Annotated in this window: 18 protein-coding genes; 9 read left to right on the top strand and 9 right to left on the bottom strand. The window is 76.0% G+C overall.

The genetic code is table 11. From position 1 onward, the window contains the following. Positions 1-2 precede the first annotated feature (2 nt). The 5 genes from JOE38_RS13905 to JOE38_RS13925 all read right to left on the bottom strand — a co-directional run bounded on the left by JOE38_RS13905 (position 3) and on the right by JOE38_RS13925 (position 4,081). Positions 3-941, bottom strand: coding sequence for an alpha/beta fold hydrolase (locus tag JOE38_RS13905; RefSeq protein ID WP_204576811.1), 939 nt, complete (start codon positions 939-941; stop codon positions 3-5). 31 nt (positions 942-972) lie between these two features. Continuing rightward, positions 973-1,200: a helix-turn-helix domain-containing protein gene (locus JOE38_RS13910; protein ID WP_204576812.1), complete on the bottom strand. Its 228-nt coding sequence runs from the start codon at positions 1,198-1,200 to the stop codon at positions 973-975. Then, a complete protein-coding gene (locus JOE38_RS13915; RefSeq protein WP_204576813.1) occupies positions 1,187-1,876 on the bottom strand; it encodes a hypothetical protein in 690 nt (229 codons plus the stop codon). Before JOE38_RS13915 ends, JOE38_RS13910 begins: the two co-directional genes overlap by 14 nt. Positions 1,877-1,943: 67 nt before the next feature. After that, positions 1,944-3,416, bottom strand: coding sequence for a sensor histidine kinase (locus JOE38_RS13920; protein ID WP_204576814.1), 1,473 nt, complete (start codon positions 3,414-3,416; stop codon positions 1,944-1,946). Then, the gene (locus JOE38_RS13925; RefSeq protein ID WP_204576815.1) at positions 3,413-4,081 is read right to left on the bottom strand and encodes a response regulator transcription factor; all 669 of its coding nucleotides are present in this window, start codon (positions 4,079-4,081) and stop codon (positions 3,413-3,415) included. The genes JOE38_RS13920 and JOE38_RS13925 overlap by 4 nt, the downstream gene beginning before the upstream one ends. Before the next feature lie 146 nt (positions 4,082-4,227). Between JOE38_RS13925 and JOE38_RS13930 the strand changes: the two genes are divergently transcribed. Then, complete coding sequence (locus JOE38_RS13930) at positions 4,228-4,929, top strand: hypothetical protein (protein WP_204576816.1); 702 nt, start codon at positions 4,228-4,230, stop codon at positions 4,927-4,929. A gap of 70 nt (positions 4,930-4,999) precedes the next feature. Continuing rightward, positions 5,000-5,644 (top strand): GNAT family N-acetyltransferase, encoded by a 645-nt coding sequence (locus tag JOE38_RS13935; protein WP_204576817.1) that lies wholly within the window; start codon positions 5,000-5,002, stop codon positions 5,642-5,644. 275 nt (positions 5,645-5,919) lie between these two features. Here the strand turns inward: JOE38_RS13935 and JOE38_RS13940 are convergent, their stop codons facing one another. Continuing rightward, entirely contained in the window at positions 5,920-6,390 is a 471-nt protein-coding gene (locus tag JOE38_RS13940; protein WP_239544838.1) for a hypothetical protein, read from the bottom strand. A 366-nt stretch (positions 6,391-6,756) separates the two neighbouring features. Here JOE38_RS13940 and JOE38_RS13945 point away from each other — a divergent pair, with 366 nt between their 5' ends. The 7 genes from JOE38_RS13945 to JOE38_RS13975 all read left to right on the top strand — a co-directional run bounded on the left by JOE38_RS13945 (position 6,757) and on the right by JOE38_RS13975 (position 12,760). Then, positions 6,757-7,029, top strand: a complete 273-nt coding sequence (locus tag JOE38_RS13945; protein ID WP_204576818.1) for a hypothetical protein — start codon at positions 6,757-6,759, stop codon at positions 7,027-7,029. Beyond that, entirely contained in the window at positions 7,026-7,430 is a 405-nt protein-coding gene (locus JOE38_RS13950; RefSeq protein ID WP_374191164.1) for a VOC family protein, read from the top strand. The genes JOE38_RS13945 and JOE38_RS13950 overlap by 4 nt, the downstream gene beginning before the upstream one ends. A gap of 108 nt (positions 7,431-7,538) precedes the next feature. After that, a complete protein-coding gene (locus JOE38_RS13955; RefSeq protein ID WP_204576819.1) occupies positions 7,539-9,602 on the top strand; it encodes a serine hydrolase domain-containing protein in 2,064 nt (687 codons plus the stop codon). A 65-nt stretch (positions 9,603-9,667) separates the two neighbouring features. Further along, on the top strand, positions 9,668-11,032 hold the full coding sequence (locus tag JOE38_RS13960; RefSeq protein WP_307838887.1) for a sensor histidine kinase: 1,365 nt from the start codon (positions 9,668-9,670) through the stop codon (positions 11,030-11,032). After that, complete coding sequence (locus JOE38_RS13965) at positions 11,029-11,715, top strand: response regulator transcription factor (protein ID WP_204576820.1); 687 nt, start codon at positions 11,029-11,031, stop codon at positions 11,713-11,715. The genes JOE38_RS13960 and JOE38_RS13965 overlap by 4 nt, the downstream gene beginning before the upstream one ends. Positions 11,716-11,874: 159 nt before the next feature. Next, on the top strand, positions 11,875-12,294 hold the full coding sequence (locus JOE38_RS13970; RefSeq protein WP_011931929.1) for an organic hydroperoxide resistance protein: 420 nt from the start codon (positions 11,875-11,877) through the stop codon (positions 12,292-12,294). Between the two features lie 82 nt (positions 12,295-12,376). Then, entirely contained in the window at positions 12,377-12,760 is a 384-nt protein-coding gene (locus JOE38_RS13975; RefSeq protein WP_204576821.1) for a chorismate mutase, read from the top strand. A gap of 43 nt (positions 12,761-12,803) precedes the next feature. Here JOE38_RS13975 and JOE38_RS13980 read toward each other — a convergent pair whose 3' ends face one another. The 3 genes from JOE38_RS13980 to JOE38_RS13990 all read right to left on the bottom strand — a co-directional run bounded on the left by JOE38_RS13980 (position 12,804) and on the right by JOE38_RS13990 (position 15,274). Next, positions 12,804-13,787 (bottom strand): ATP-grasp domain-containing protein, encoded by a 984-nt coding sequence (locus JOE38_RS13980; RefSeq protein WP_204576822.1) that lies wholly within the window; start codon positions 13,785-13,787, stop codon positions 12,804-12,806. A gap of 70 nt (positions 13,788-13,857) precedes the next feature. Further along, on the bottom strand, positions 13,858-14,679 hold the full coding sequence (locus tag JOE38_RS13985; RefSeq protein WP_239544839.1) for an endonuclease/exonuclease/phosphatase family protein: 822 nt from the start codon (positions 14,677-14,679) through the stop codon (positions 13,858-13,860). Between the two features lie 67 nt (positions 14,680-14,746). Next, complete coding sequence (locus JOE38_RS13990) at positions 14,747-15,274, bottom strand: YdcF family protein (protein ID WP_307838888.1); 528 nt, start codon at positions 15,272-15,274, stop codon at positions 14,747-14,749. Positions 15,275-15,310: the final 36 nt, after the last annotated feature.

The following is a 15,310-nucleotide window of genomic DNA, read 5'->3' on the forward strand; positions in this document are numbered from 1 at the left end:
CGTCAGGCGGCCGGCGCCGCGCTCCGCCAGAAGCCCGCGAGGAGATCCGCGCTCGCCTCCGGCTGGTCGACCTGCGCCGAGTGGCCCGCGTCCGCGACGACCTCGTAGCGGGCGCCGGCGCGCGCGGCCATGTCGCGCTGCCAGTCCTGCGGCCAGGCGTCGTCGGCGTCGCCGTGGGAGACGAGAACCGGGATCCCTGTCGCGCGCAGCTCGTCGACGCGGTCGGTCTGCGCCTGCATGATCTCCAGCGCGCCGAGCAGCTGCGCCGACGCCGTGCCGACGAGGCGCGTGCGGAACCACTCCACCTCGGGGTCGTCGCCGTCGAGCTGCTCGGGCAGGAACCACAGCGGCCAGAGCCCGGCGCTGCCCGACGCGCGGACCGCGGCGATCTGCTCGGAGCGCTCGCCGCGGCTCCGGGGGCCCGAGTTCCAGTGCGTGTAGCTGGCGAAGCGGCCGGGGTCGCGGACCACGGCCTGCATGCCGACGACGCCGCCGAAGCTGTGGCCGAGGAGGTGCACGGGCCCGAGGGGCGCGGTGGGCGCGGCGTCGGTCGCGACGTGCCGGCCGCCGGATCCGCCGACGCCCGCGAGCGCGTCGACCACGTGGTGCACGTCCTGGCCGAGGGTCTCGAGCTCGTAGCCCGACGTGTCCACGGGCGGCTCGGCCTGGCCGGGGCCGGTGGATCCCCACTGCCCGCGCTGCGAGAACGCCACGACGGTGAAGCCGCGGTCGGCGATCGGGCCGAGGAGCGGGAAGAAGTCCTCCTTCGAGCCCGTGAAGCCGGGGACGAGCAGCGCGACGGGCGCGGTCGCCGGATCCCCGGTGCGGGCGGGCACGCGCACCGCCGACAGCCGCGCCGCCGGCACCTCGATCACGAGGTCCTCCGCGTCCTCGGGCCGGTGCTCGGACAGGGTGCGCGGGGCGCGGGCGTCGGTGCTCATGTCGTCAGCGTAGGCCGGGGTGGTGGCGGCGTCAGTCGGCCGGCGTGATCGAGAACAGCTCCTGCGGGGTCGCGCCCGTCGCGTCGCAGATGAGCGTGAGGGTCGTGAAGCGGATGGCCTTCGCGCGGTCGTTCTTGAGGATCGACAGGTTCGCCATGGTGATCCCCGTGCGGGCCGACAGCTCGGTGAGGGTCATGCCGCGGGCCCGGAGCACCGCGTCGAGGTGGCAGGCGATGCGGTGCGGATCAGACGACGCCATCGGCGTCCTCGGCGAGGCGGGCACCGGCGCGGAACGCGGCCGTGAGGGCGAGGGCCACGAGGCCCGAGAGGAGGAGGTCGAGCGGCCAGGTCGCGCCGGTGCTGCTGATCGAGTCGTAGTCGCCGCCGAGGAAGCCGGACGCCGTCGGCTGGCCGGCGGAGAACGTCCCCAGGGCGCCGAAGAGGGCGCCGAGCCCGAGCCCCGCCGCGAGGTGCGCATGCGCGACGACGTCCGCGATCCCCTGCAGCGCGCCGCCCACGAGCAGCGTGACCGCCAGCCGTCGCCAGTTCGCGACGACGAACGCGTGGAACGGCTCGCCCTGCGCGATGCCGCGGAGCGCTCGCAGGAGCCACGCGACCGCGAGCACGACGGTCACGCCGTGGACGAGGGACGGCATCGCCCCGAGGACGCGCAGCAGGAGGTCGGCGTCGGCCAGCGTGCCGTCGGCGCCCGCGGCCGGCACCGCGTCCGCGATCTGCGGGAGATCCGCGAGGGGGAGGCGGGGATCCGTGTCGCCGCCGGCGAAGAGGGACCGGCCGGTGGCGGTCGTGATGGTGCGGCTCGTGTCCGCGATCACCGTCGCCGTCATCACCAGCAGCAGCACGGAGCGCGTGACGCGCAGAACGCGCGGCCGCTCCCGGACCGGCCGGCTCTCGATGATCCCCGTGCTCGCCATGGCGTCCCCTTATCGATGCTCGATGTTATCGACAATCAACACCCTCGACGGCGCCGCGCGCAAGACCTCAGCCCGGATCCACCACCGGCAGCGTCAGCCGGAAGCGGGCGCCGGCGCCCGGCGTCGCGGGCAGGCACACGAGGTCGCCGCCCTGGGCGCGGGCGAGGGCGCGGGCGATGGGGAGGCCGAGGCCCGCGCCGCCGTCGCGGCGGTCGCGGCCGTCGTCGAGGCGCACGAGGCGGTCGAAGATCCGCTCGCGGTCGGCGTCGGGGACGCCGGGGCCGTCGTCGACGACCGTGATGCGCACGGTGCCGTCGTCGGCGCCCTCCGCCTCCACGCGCACCTCGGACGCCGCGTAGCGGGCGGCGTTCTGCAGGAGGTTGTCGAGGATCTGCGCGAGCCGGTCGGGATCCGCGCGCACGGCAGGCGGAGCACCGCGGACGTCGGCGACGACGCGCGTGCCGGGCGTGCGGGTCTGCTGCTGCGCGACCGCCTGCTCGACCACGGGCGGTACCCGCACGGGGCGGCCCTCGACCGAGAGGCCCTCGTCGAGGCGCGCCATCATGAGCATGTCGTCGACGAGGCGGCCCGCGCGGATCGCCTCGCGCACCACGTGCACCGACAGGCGCTCGCGCTCCTCGGCGCTCGGGTCGGCGCGCACGAGCGCGTCGGCGGAGGCGCGGATCCCGGCGACGGGCGTCCGCAGCTCGTGCGCCGCGTCCGCCACGAACGCGCGCATGCGGGCCTCGGCGGCGAGGGCTTGGCGCTCCGCGTGCTCGATGTCGTCGAGCATCTCGTCGAAGGCGGTCGCGGTGCGGCCGAGCTCGGTGCCGGGTCGGGTGGGACGGAGGCGGCGGCCGCGGTCGCCCCGGCCGATGGAGCGGGCGACGCCGGTCATGTCCTCGAGCGGCTGCAGGGTCCGGCGCACCACGACGACGAGCGCGACCGCCGCGAGCACGAGGAACGCGACGGAGGCCACCGCGAGGATCCCGCGGAGGGTGGCGAGCGTGTCGTCCACGGATCCGGTGCCCGCCGAGAGCACGAGCACGGTGCCGTCGCTGAGGTCGGAGCGGAGGGTGAGGGAGCCGTCCGCCGAGCTGACGGCGCTCGAGGCGACGGTCACCGTGTCGCCGCCCGTCGTGGGCGTCGCGGTCGTGGCGGATCCGGGAGCCGAGCCCAGCGGATCCGGCCCGGGCAGCGTGGCGCCGAGCGGATCGCGACCCGGCCGCACCGAGACCGCGCCGCCGTCCGGGCTCGTGATCTGCACGGCCACGCCCTGCGCGCTGAGCCGCTCGGCCAGCGCGTCGTCGTCGAGCACGCCCACGAGCGCGGCGGCGGCGGACGCCCGGTCGGCCAGCCGGTCCTGGATCTGCTGCCGCAGCTGCGCCCCGAGGATCGCCTGCACCGTGAGCGACAGCGCCACGAGCAGCACGGCGAGGAGCGCGAGCACCGCGAGGACGGTGCGCGTGCGGAGGGATCCGGTGCGCAGCGGGCCGTCCGGGGCCGTGGCGAGGGCGCGGCCGCGGGTGCGCGCGCTCACGCCTCCACCCGGTAGCCGAGCCCGCGGACGGTGTGCAGGAGCCGCGGCCCCTTCGCCTCCATCTTCTTGCGCAGCGCGCTGATGTGGACCTCGACGAGGTTCGGGTCGGCCTGGTCGTACCCCCACACCTGCGTGAGCAGCTGCGTCTTCGAGAGCGTGCGGCCGCGGTGGGCGGCGAGGTAGGCGAGGAGCTGGAACTCGATCGAGGTCAGCTCGAGCTGCTCGCCGCCGCGGCGGGCGAGTCCGGCGTCGGGATCCACCAGCAGGTCGCCGATCTCCACGACGGACGCGAGCCGCCCGCGCCGCCGGAGCACCGCGCCGACGCGCGCCACGAGCTCCGCGAGCGCGAACGGCTTCACGATGTAGTCGTCGACGCCCTGGCCGAAGCCGCGCAGGCGGTCCTCGACGGCGTCGCGGGCGGTGAGCATGATGACGCTCGCGTCGCTCCAGCGGCGGATCCGCTCGGCCAGCTGGATCCCGCTCGGTCCGGGCAGCATCCAGTCGAGCACCACGAGGTCGGGCAGGAACCCCTTGACCTCCTCCTCGAGCTCGACGCCGGACGCGAGGCCGCGGACGACGAAGCGCTCGGCGGTGAGGGTGGAGACGACGGCGGCGCGGATGGCGGCGTCGTCCTCGACCACGAGGACGCGTGCGGGAGGGAGCATGTCCCGACTGTAGGAGCCGCGGATGGGCGATCCCGGGCCCATGTCCGCTGGGGCCGCGGAACTTAAGCAGGACTTCAGATCCGATGCCGAGCCTGGATCCACGACCGCCGGCGCACCCGCGCCGCGGCGGACACGGAAGGACCACCATGGACGACACCATCACCGTCTTCGAGAAGGGCCGCGGCGCCCGGGAGCCCGGCGCGCCGACGCCCGCTCCGCGGAAGCGCCGCACGGGCATCGCCGTCGGCATCGCGGGCGCCTCCCTCGGCCTCGTCGCGCTCTTCTCCTCGGCGGCGTACGCCGACGGGAACGGCGGCGACACCAGCGGGTCGACCGGATCCGGGAGCGGCACGACCGCGACCTGCCCCGCCCCGCCCGCGCTGCCCGATGGCACGACGCCGCCCGCGCCCGTGACGCTGCCCGACGGATCCACGCCGCCGGCGCCGCCCACGAACGCGGACGGGACTCCGGCGACGCCGCCCGCTCCGCCGACCCCGCCGACGAACGCGGACGGATCCACGGCCACCGTGCCGGCGCCCCCGACGAACGCGGACGGCACGCCCGCGACGCCGCCGACGCCTCCCACCCCGCCCACGAACGCCGACGGCACGCCCGCGACGCCGCCCGCGCCGCCGACGAACGCGGACGGCACTCCCGCGACGCCGCCGGCCCCGCCCGCGGACGGCTGCGCGCCGCCCGCCCCGCCCGTCGGCGCGGACGGCAAGGCGCCCACCCCGCCCGCCGGCGGTCCCGCGGCTCAGGCCACCACGCCCGGATCCTCCGAGGGCTCGACGTCCGGCGGCACGCCCGCCACGACGCCCGCGCCCGAGGCGACGTCCGGCAGCTAGACCGGATCCCCGCCCGGCCGGGGCCCGCGACCACCGCGGGCCCCGGCCGCCCGTCTGCCACCATGGCCTGGTGACCGCCACCGTCCCCGCGCCCGCCCCGCTCATCGGCACCCACGTGCGGCTCGATCCGCTCTCGTCCGCCCACCTCCCCGCCCTCCGCGCCGCGATCGCGCACCCGGCCGTCTTCGCGGGCGGCTTCGGCGGCGGATCGGCCGGCCTCCGCACCGACCCGGCCGAGTTCGACGCGTGGGCCCGCGGCTACTTCCGCTGGGACGACCTGCCGCACGCCGTGATCCTCGTCGGCGGCCCCCACGACGGCGAGCTCGTCGGCACCACGAGCCTCACCGAGCTCGACGTGCGCCGCGAGCGCGCGCACCTCGGCTGGACCGCCTACGACCCGCGCGTCTGGGGCACCGTCGTGAACGCGGAGGCCAAGCGCCTCCTGCTCGGCCTCGCGTTCGACGCCGGCTTCGGGCGCGTCAAGCTGCAGGCCGACGCGCGCAACGGCCACTCGCGGGCCGCCATCCTCAAGCTCGGCGCGACGTTCGAGGGCGTGTGCCGACGCGACCAGCGGCGCGCGGACGGCACCTGGCGCGACGCCGCGATCCACTCGATCCTCGCCGACGAGTGGCCCGCCGTCCGCGCCGGCCTCGACGCGCGGATCGCGGCCCACGAGGGACGCCCGGTCCTGTTCCGCACGCCGCCCGCGAGCTGAGGCGACGCGCGGCCGCCACCGAGCGCGGGCCCGACGAACGCGCGACCGCGCGTCGGGCCCTGCTCCCAGGCGCCGGACCCGGGTCGGCTCCTGGTGTGCTCGTGTCGCATCGCCGGGGCGTCGCGTTCCGGCAGTGCCACACGAGGTCCCCATGGACGGGCATCCGATCGGGACTGGTGCGAACGTAGCCCCTCGGGGGCAGAAGCGCCAGGCGCGGCGCGGACGGGGGCGCCGCTCCCCGCCGGCGTCCGTCACGGGCGCCGGATGACGGCGGTCTAGGCCGCGTCCGCCTCGGTCGCGAGCGGGCCGGGCAGGGGCGGAGCGGCGGACCCTCCGCCCGCGTCCTCTGCGGGACGGACGCTCGTGACGCGGATCGAGTGCACGTGCAGCCGCGCGTCCTCCGGCCCCTCGGCCACGCGGATCACGCCGGGTCCGCGGCGCATCTGGACGTCGACGGCCAGCGTCCGGCGGGTCGCGCCCTCGACGAGCGGCGGGTAGCGCACGGTGCGGGTCTGCGCGCGGTCGAGCGCGAAGCCGAGGGCGAGCGGGGTGGATGCGCGGTGGTCGTAGGTGACGGCGACGGAGTGGGGGCCGTCGTGCTCGGCGACCACGGCGAAGTCGAGGTAGCTGCGGCTGCCGGGATCGGCGTCCGCGGGCGGAGGAGGTGCGCTGGCGTGGACGCGGCGGGCGTCGACGGCGGGGTAGCAGCGGACGTGGGGGATGGAGTGCCTCCGGGAGGTGCACATCGGTGTGACGGGACGCAGCGTCGGGACCGGCCGGGAAGCCGTGCCCGGTCCTGCGGGGCGGCGCGTCGGGCCGGGGGAGGCGGCGGCGCGTGCATCGGTGACCAGCTCGCGCACCTGACGTTCGGACGTCGGCGGCGCGTCGTGCGGCCCCGGCGATGCGGGGCGACGCGCTCACCATACGGCGTCGGGGCGCGCGGCGTGCGGGAAGCGCCCCCCGTCCCCGCGCGCCGCCTCGCGGGGTGTACCGTGCGCTGTCCCGTGGGGCCGCATCCCTCGTGCGGCGGGAGCGTCCCCCGTGCGGCGGACGCGACCGCGGCGGCCTCCTCCCTACCGTGGAGGGGACGACGCGACGACGGGAGACGCACGATGCAGAGCAGGTGGGCGGCCATGGTGTTCGGCGACCGGGAGGATCCGCGCGCGCGGCTGCACGCGGTCTTCGGCGGGCCGGCCGCCCGGAGCGGGCAGCCGCCGCTCGCCGCGCTGGAGTGGGCGGCGCGGACGCTCACCGAGGTCGACCCGGCGCGCGGGGTCGACCCCGTGACGGCGACCCGGCTCCTGCGTCGGGCCGAGCCGCGGCTGACGCTCAAGTCGGGCGCGTTCCTCGCGCGGCACGCCGTCGCGCGCCGCCGACCCGCGTGACGACCCGCGTGACGACCCGCGGATCCCTCCACCACGTGGAGCTGCAGGTGCGCGACCTCGATGCGGCGCTCGCCTCCTGGGGCTGGATCCTCGGCGAGCTCGGCTACGCGGAGGACGCCAGCTGGGCCGACGGCCGGAGCCTCCGCCTCGGCGACGCGTACCTCGTGATCGCCCGGGCCCCGCGCGACGCCCCGCACGACCGACGCACGGCGGGCCTCAGCCACCTCGCGTTCCACGCGGGATCCGCCGCCGACGTCGACCGGCTCTGGGCCGACGCGCCCGACCACGGCTGGGCGCGCCTCTACGCGGACCGCCACCCGTTCGCGGGCGGGCCCGACCACCGCGCCGCGTTCCTGGAAGACGGCGAGCGGTTCAAGATCGAGCTCGTCGCGGACGCGTAGCCGCCCGGCCGTCGACGCCCGTCGCCCCGCGCCTGCGACTCGAGTCGCAACCCGGGTGCCGACTCCCGCGCCCTGTGCGGGAGCGGCCCAGACGGGAGCGTTGCAGGCATGGACACGACACCCCGCTCCACCCCCGCCGCCCCGACCCGCGGCCGCCGCTCCCGGCGCCTCGCCGCGACCGTCGGCGCGCTCGCCCTGGCCGTCGCCCTCCCGCTCGCCGCGGGCGCCGCCACGACCGCGACCCCCGCGGATCCGTCGCCCCCAGCCCCGCCGCAGCACCAGCAGGGCGGCCACGACCTCACGAAGGACGACCTCGACGCCTGGCTCGACGGCGTCGTCGGCTCCGCGCTGCCGACCACCGGGATCCCCGGCGCCGCCGTCGCGGTCGTCGCCGACGGCCAGGTGCTCACCTCCCGCGGCTACGGCCTCGCCGACACGGGCACCGAGGGCTCGCCCGCCCGGCCGGTGGATCCCGACGACACCCTCTTCCGCGTCGGCTCCGTGAGCAAGGTGGTCTCCGCCACCGCCGTCATGCAGCTCGTAGAGGAGGGCCGCCTCGACCTCGACGCCGACGTGCAGCAGTACCTCGACTTCGACCTCGACACCCCGAAGGGCGCCGTAACGCTGCGCCACCTCCTCACCCACACGTCCGGATTCGAGGAGGTCATCACGGGCCTCATCGGCCTGCCCGGCAGCGAGCGCGCCCTCGGCGACGTGATGAGGACGGATCCGCCGGAGCAGGTCTTCGTCCCCGGCACCACGCCCGCGTACTCGAACTACGGCGCCAGCCTCGCCGGGTACGTCGCCGAGCGCGTCGCCGGGAAGCCCTTCGTCGACCTCGTGCAGCAGGAGGTGCTCGACCGCGCCGGGATGACCTCGTCGTCCTTCGCGCAGCCGCTCCCCGCCGACCTCGACGCGCGCCTCGCGAAGGGCTACCCCGACGACTCCCAGCCCTCCTACCCGACGGAGGTCGTCAACGCGGCACCGGCCGGCGCGCTCTCCGCGACCGCGACCGACATGGCCCGCTTCATGCTCGGGCACCTCGGCGACCTGCCCGACGAGCAGGCGCTCCTGGATCCCGCCACCCTCGAAGAGATGCACCGCCCGGCCCTCGGCGCCGACCAGCTCGGCACCCTCGCCGCCGGCCAGCGCATGGACCTCGCCTTCTTCGACGACAGCACGCCGGGCGTCCCGGCCTTCGGCCACGACGGCGACACCAACGTCTTCCACACGGCGATGCGCATGTTCCCGGAGAGCGACGCCGGCATCTTCGTGACCTTCAACGGCAACGGCCGCGACGCCGTCGACACCCTCGAGCTCCGCACGACCGTGCTGCAGGGCTTCGCGGACCGGTACCTGCGCGCCGACGACGGCACCGCCGGATCCACCGCCGCGCCGACGGGCGACCCCGAGGCCGCCGCCGCGCTCGCCGGCACCTGGCTCTCCTCCCGCTCCCCGTTCTCCAACCCGGGTGCGCTGCTCATCCTCAGCGGGCAGACGGAGATTGTCCCGCGCGCCGACGGCACCATCGCGGTCACCCCGAAGCCGCTCGGCGTCACGACGGGCGTCTACGAGAAGGCGGGCGACGACCTGTGGCGCGAGGTGGGCGGCGACGCCGTGCTCGCGACCCGCGCCTCCGCCGACGGCGGACCGGTCGACGCGATCTCCTGGGGCGCGTCCTTCACGCTGCTCCGGGCCGAGCCGTGGCAGGTCGCGTCCGTCGCGATGCCCCTGCTGCTCGCGTCGATCGCCGTGCTGCTGGTCTCGGTGATCGTCTGGCCGGCCACCGCGATCGCCGGGATCGGTCGCCGCCGGTCGGCCCGCGCCGACGCCGCCGTCCCCGCCGCGCCGCGTCCCCGCCGCAGCCGCGCCCACCTGCTCTCCCGCATCGGCCAGGCCGTGACGCTCGTGGCGCTCCTCGGCTGGACGGCCGCGGCCGTCCAGGCCCTGTCCTTCGTCGACGTCCCCGCCGGCGCGCTCCGCACCCTGCAGGGGCTGCAGATCCTCGGCGCCCTCGCGGTGATCCCCGCCGCGCTCGCCGCGTGGCAGGCCGTGCGGACGCGGCGCGGTGCCTGGATCGTCGCCGGACGGATCCTCGTGCTCCTCGCGCTGATCGCCGTCGCCGCCTTCGCGGTCGGCTTCCGGCTGCTCGCGCCGAGCGTGAGCTACTGATGCGCGGCGACGCGGGCGACGACGCGGGCGACGGCGTCGGCCGGCCGGCCTGGCATGCTCGGAGCGTGACCCACCCGATGCCCGCCGCCTCGGCCGCGAGCGCCCGCGTCGCCGTCCGTCCCCGCGGGGCGCTCGCCGAGGGGATCCGCGCCGGCCTCTCCCGCATCGGGATCCGCACCGACGCGGGCCGGGACGCCGCGGCCGCCGCGGCCTGGGCGCTCCTCACGGTGCTGCTCCTCGGCGTGCTCGCCGCGCTCGTCTGGGCGGACGGCACCTCGCGCAGCATGTCCCCGGCGCAGGGCGCGCTCATCGCGATCCTCGCGGTCGCGCAGTGCGCGCCCCTCGCGTTCCGCCGCCGGCACCCGCGCTCGACGCTCCTCGCGGTGTCGCTCCTCCAAGGGGCGCTCGTCGCGGTGATCCCGCCCCACTTCGGGTTCTGGGCGGCCGCGCCCGTCGTCGCGGCCTACACGGTCGCGGCGCTCCTGCCGCCGGCCTCCGCGATCCGCCTCGTGGCCGCCGCCATCGGCATCGAGGCCGTCGGCGCCTACCTGGCCGCCACCGGCCAGGTCAGGGCGCTGCTCGTGCCCACGGCCGTGCACGCCGGGCTCAGCGTCGACACGGTCATCGCGGCCGTGTCGATCCTCGTCAGCGGCCTGCTCATCGCCGCCGCGAGCGCCGCCGTCGGCTCCTGGGTCGCGCTCCGCCGCCGTCACGACGGGGACGTGCTCGCGCGGGCGGCCGAGACCCTCGAGCACCAGGCCGCGCTCAGCAGGGCCGCGGTCGCCGCCGAGCGCACCCGCATGGCCCGCGAGCTGCACGACGTGGCCGCGCACCACCTCACGGCGCTCGTCGTGCAGGCCGGCGCGGCCGAGCGCCTGGTCGACCGCGACCCGGAGCGCGCCAAGGACTCCCTCCGCGGGATCCGCCTCCAGGGCCGCGAGACGCTGGACGCGCTGCGCTCCATCGTCGGGATCCTCCGCCAGGGCGCCGACGGCGAGGGCGGCGGCGCGGCCGGCACCGCCCCCGTGCCCGGCCTCGCCGACCTGCCGGAGCTCGTCGAGGCCGCCCGCACGGCCGGCACCGAGGTCGAGGAGCGCGCGACGGGCGCCGCGCCCGCCCTCGCGCCGCTCGCCGACGTCACCGCGTACCGCACCGTGCAGGAGTCGCTCGCCAACGCCCGGCGGCACGCACCCGGATCCGCCGTCACGCTCACGACGGAGGCCGGCCCCGCGCGCATCGCCCTCACCATCGAGAACGCGCTGCCCGCCGCCGCCTCGGCGACCGCGCCGGGCTACGGCCTCGTCGGGATGCGCGAGCGGGCCGCGCTCGTCGGCGGACGCCTGGAGGCGGGACCGACCGGATCCGGCACCTGGCGCGTGCGCCTCGAGCTGCCCGTGGAGCCCGTGCCGGCGCCGAGGGCCGACGCATGATCCGCGTCGTCCTGGTCGACGACCAGTCCATCGTCCGCGCCGGCTTCCGCGTCGTGCTGGAGACGGCCGGCGGGATCGAGGTGGTCGGCGAGGCCGCGGGCGGCCGCGAGGCGGTGGAGCTCGTGCGCCGCCTGGCGCCCGACGTCGTCGTGATGGACGTGCGCATGCCCGGCGGCGACGGCATCGAGGCGACCCGCGCGATCACCGGAGCGGACGCGGAGGCGCCCGCCCCCGTCCCCGCGCCCGGCGACGACCGGCAGGCGCCCGCCGTCCTCGTCGCCACCACGTTCGACCTCGACGAGTACGTCTTCGGCGCGCTCGAGGCCGGCGCCCGCGGCTTCGTGCTCAAGGACGCCGAGCCCGAGGAGTTCATCCAGGCCGTCCGGGCGCTCGCCGAGGGCCGCGCCGCGCTCGACGGCGTGACCACGCGCCGCGTCATGGCCGAGTTCACCCGCCGCCGTTCGGCGTTCGCCGTGCACCCCGGCACCGAGGTCCTCACGCCGCGCGAGCAGGACATCGTGCGGCTCCTGGGCGACGGCCTCTCCAACGACGAGATCGGCGGACGGCTCGTGATCGAGACGAGCACCGTGAAGTCGCACCTCACCCGGATCATGACGAAGCTCGGCACCCGCGACCGCCTGCAGACCGTCGTGTGGGGCTACCGCTCGGGCCTGCTGCCCTGACCGCCGGCGGGCCGAGGAAGGGACCGCCGCGACGCGCCCGGGCGGCGCGCGGAGACCGGACGCGCGTCCCGCCGCGTTCGCCCGCGATCCACCGTCCGTGCCGCGAACGTCCACCGCGGGCGGCGCGCGCTCCCAGGCCCGTCGTGGTCTGATGGATCCATGGAACCCATCTACACCGCTATCGCGCACGCCTCCGGCGGAGGACGCGACGGACACGTCCGCAGCGAGGACGACCGCATCGACTTCGACACCCGTCCCCCCAAGGAGATGGGCGGATCGGGCGAGGGCACGAACCCCGAGCAGCTCTTCGCCGCCGGGTACAGCGCCTGCTTCCTCGGCGCCACCCACCTCGTCGGCAAGAACGCCGGCGTCGACACGAAGGACGCGGGCGTCTCCGCCAGCGTCTCGATCGGCGACAACGGCCAGGGCGGCTTCGGCCTCGCGGTCGAGCTCGACGTCTACCTCCCGAACGTGGCGCCCGAGCGCCGCCAGGAGATCGCGGACGCGGCCCACCAGGTCTGCCCGTACTCCAACGCCACGCGCGGCAACATCGACGTGAAGGTCACCATCGTCGACTGATCCACCCGCACGACACGAGGCGGGCGTCCCCATCGGGGACGCCCGCCTCCGTCGTCCAGGCGCGGATGGGTAGGGTCGTCGCATGCCTGAGAACACCGGCCCCGCTGGGGCGCCCCTCGACGACGACGCCCGTGCCGCCCTCGAGGAGCTGGGGGAGATCCGCGGGAGCATCGACAACATCGACGCCGCCCTCGTCCACATGCTCGCGGAGCGGTTCAAGTTCACCCAGTCGGTCGGCCGGCTGAAGGCCGCGCACGGGCTGCCCGCGGCGGATCCCGAGCGCGAGCGCCGCCAGATCCTCCGCCTCCGCGCCCTCGCCGAGGAGTCCCGGCTCGATCCGGCGTTCGCGGAGAAGTTCCTGAACTTCATCGTCGCGGAGGTCATCCACCACCACACGCGCATCGCCGAGGACCAGGGCGCGGCCACCTCCGCGGTCGCGCCCGAGGACGGCGGCCCGGCGACCTGATCCGGCGGCCCGGCCCCCGCGGGCCAGGCTCAGCCCTCCGGCGTCAGCCCTCCGGGTACGTCTCCCGCAGCACGCGCTCCAGCAGCTCGGCCACCGCGCCCGGGCCCGACGCCGGCGCGACCGCCTCGACACCCGCGTTGTAGTTGGTGTTGGTGTTCACGTCGTAGGTCACGAGCCGGCCGTCCGCGGTCTCGATGAACTCGATGCCGGCCACCTCGATCCCGAGCCCCGCGAGGAAGGCGACGTACTTCTCCACGAGCGGGTGCTCCGCGGTGATGTCCTCCCGCAGCGAGAAGATCGTGTCGCCCGGCTGCTGCGCGATGGTCGCCCCGGGCGGCATCACGAGCGCACCGGTGGTCGGGTCGATCGCGCACGCGTCGGCCGGGCAGAGCTGGTAGCCGCCGCGCGCGGTGTCGGCCTGGATCGCGTAGACGAACTCCCCGCCGACGATCTCGACGCGCGTGACCCGCGGCGTCGCGGCCTCGAGGAACTCCTGCAGCAGCGTGATCCCGTCCTGCGGCTCCTCGAAGTCGGGCCCCTCCACGTAGGCGGCCAGCTCCTCGACGCTGTCGAACTTGCGGACGCCGAGCCCCTTGCCGCCCTGGTTGTGCTTCGTGATGAACGGGGTCGGGAGGCCGCGGGCCGCCTCGACGATGCGGTGGCTGCCGATCACGGCACGCGTGCGCGGCACCTCGATGCCGGCGGCGCGGAGCGCGGTGAGCTGGTCGACCTTGCTCACCTCGAGCTCGATCGTGCGGCGGCCGTTGACCGTCCGGCGCCCGTGCGCCTCCAGCCACGACATGAGCGCGCGCGTGTAGTCCTTCGACAGCGCGTGGTCGCGCGTGTGGGCCGAGGCGCTGATCCTCGACCAGAAGATCCCCTCGGGCGGCGCCTCGTCGATCTCGAGCACGCCGTCGGTGAGGAGCCACTCCTCGTACGGCACGCCGCGCGCGTCGAGCGCGGCGGCGAACGGGCCGAACCACTCGGGGTTCTCGTGGATGGCGAATACCTTCGGTGCGGTGGTCATCCACCCAGGCTACGAGGCGCGCGGGGCGGCGACGGACGCGTGACGGCCGGCGTCAGCCCACCCGGCGGCGTCAGCTCAGCCGCACGAGCGCCTGCACCGGCAGGTGGTCGCTCATCATGCGGCCGCGCCAGGCGAAGTCGTTGACCGCGGCGGCGCGGACGTCCACCCGCTCGCTCACGAGGATCCAGTCGATGCGCGGCCCGTCGACGACCGGCGGGCGGTAGTCGGGGAACGTGCCGAAGGCGGGCGTCGCCTGGCGGGCGGTGTCGAGCCAGGAGTCGCGGAGGCCGGCACGGCGGGTGAGCGCGTCGTAGGGGAACGAGTCCACGGGCGCGTTGAAGTCGCCCATGAGCACGAGCGGCAGTCCCGCGAAGCGCGTGCGCACGAGCTCGGCGATGGCCTCGGCCGCGAGGTCGCGGGCCTCGGCGACGTCGTGGTCGAGGTGCGTGTCGAGCACCACGAGCGGGTGGCCGGTGGCCTCGTCCTGGAAGCGGGCCCAGGTGAGGATCCGCGGCATGGGGTTGCCCCACGTCATGCTGCCGATCACGTCGGGGGTGTCCGAGAGCCACATCACGTCGTGCTCGAGGAGCGTGAGGCGGGAGGCCTGGTAGAAGATCGCGCCGTGCTCGCCGTGGCTGCCGCCGTCGCGGCCCTGCCCGACCATGCGGTACGAGGGCGGCAGCGCCTTCTCGATCGCCTGGATCTGCGGCCACAGCGCCTCCTGCACGCCGAGCACCGTGGGCCGCTCCTGCTGCAGGAATCGCGTGAGCACCTCCTGGCGCTCGGGCCAGTGGTCGGCCTCGCCCTCGCGGGTGCCGTGCCAGGGCATGCGCACGTTGAGTGAGATGAGGTGGATGTCGTCGCCGGTCGTCGGGCCGATCGCGGGGGTCATGACGACCATTCAACCCCGTGCGGCTGACCGGCTGGCCACGCAGCGACGGACGGGCGGGAAGCGGGCGTCAGCAGCCGGGCGTGACGAGCGCCTTGACGAAGGCGCCGGACTGGTACGTGTACTGCGAGACCCACTGGCGGAAGCTGAAGTCCACCGGGTCCTCGACCACCATGAGGTCGCCCGTGAAGCAGCGCGAGAAGATCAGCTGGGTGCGGGTGACGTGCGGGGTCCAGGTGATGACGATGGCGCTCGTCCAGCCGTTCTCCTCGGACTTCTCGCGCAGATAGCGCGCCTCGCCCTGGGTGGTGAAGGGCGACGGGGTGTCGCACGTGACGGCGTAGGGGAACTCGCCGTTGCAGGCCGCGAGCTCCGCGGCCGACTGCGGGCCGGTGGGCGGCACCGAGAACACGACCGTGTCGGAGTAGCCCTCCTCCACCAGCTTCGCCGCCAGGTCGCGGCGGGTGGGGTTGGGCGGGCCGATGACGTAGATCACGTCGGCCTTGTCCGGCTGGCTCGCCGGCGGGAAGACGAAGAGCGGGATGCCGGCCAGGAGCCAGGCCAGCAGGAGCACGAGCAGCGCCAGGAGGGTGCGCACGATCCAGCGCCGGACGCGGTGCGCCCGGCGAGGCGG

The organism is Clavibacter michiganensis, from assembly GCF_016907085.1.
Classification (GTDB): domain Bacteria; phylum Actinomycetota; class Actinomycetes; order Actinomycetales; family Microbacteriaceae; genus Clavibacter; species Clavibacter michiganensis_O.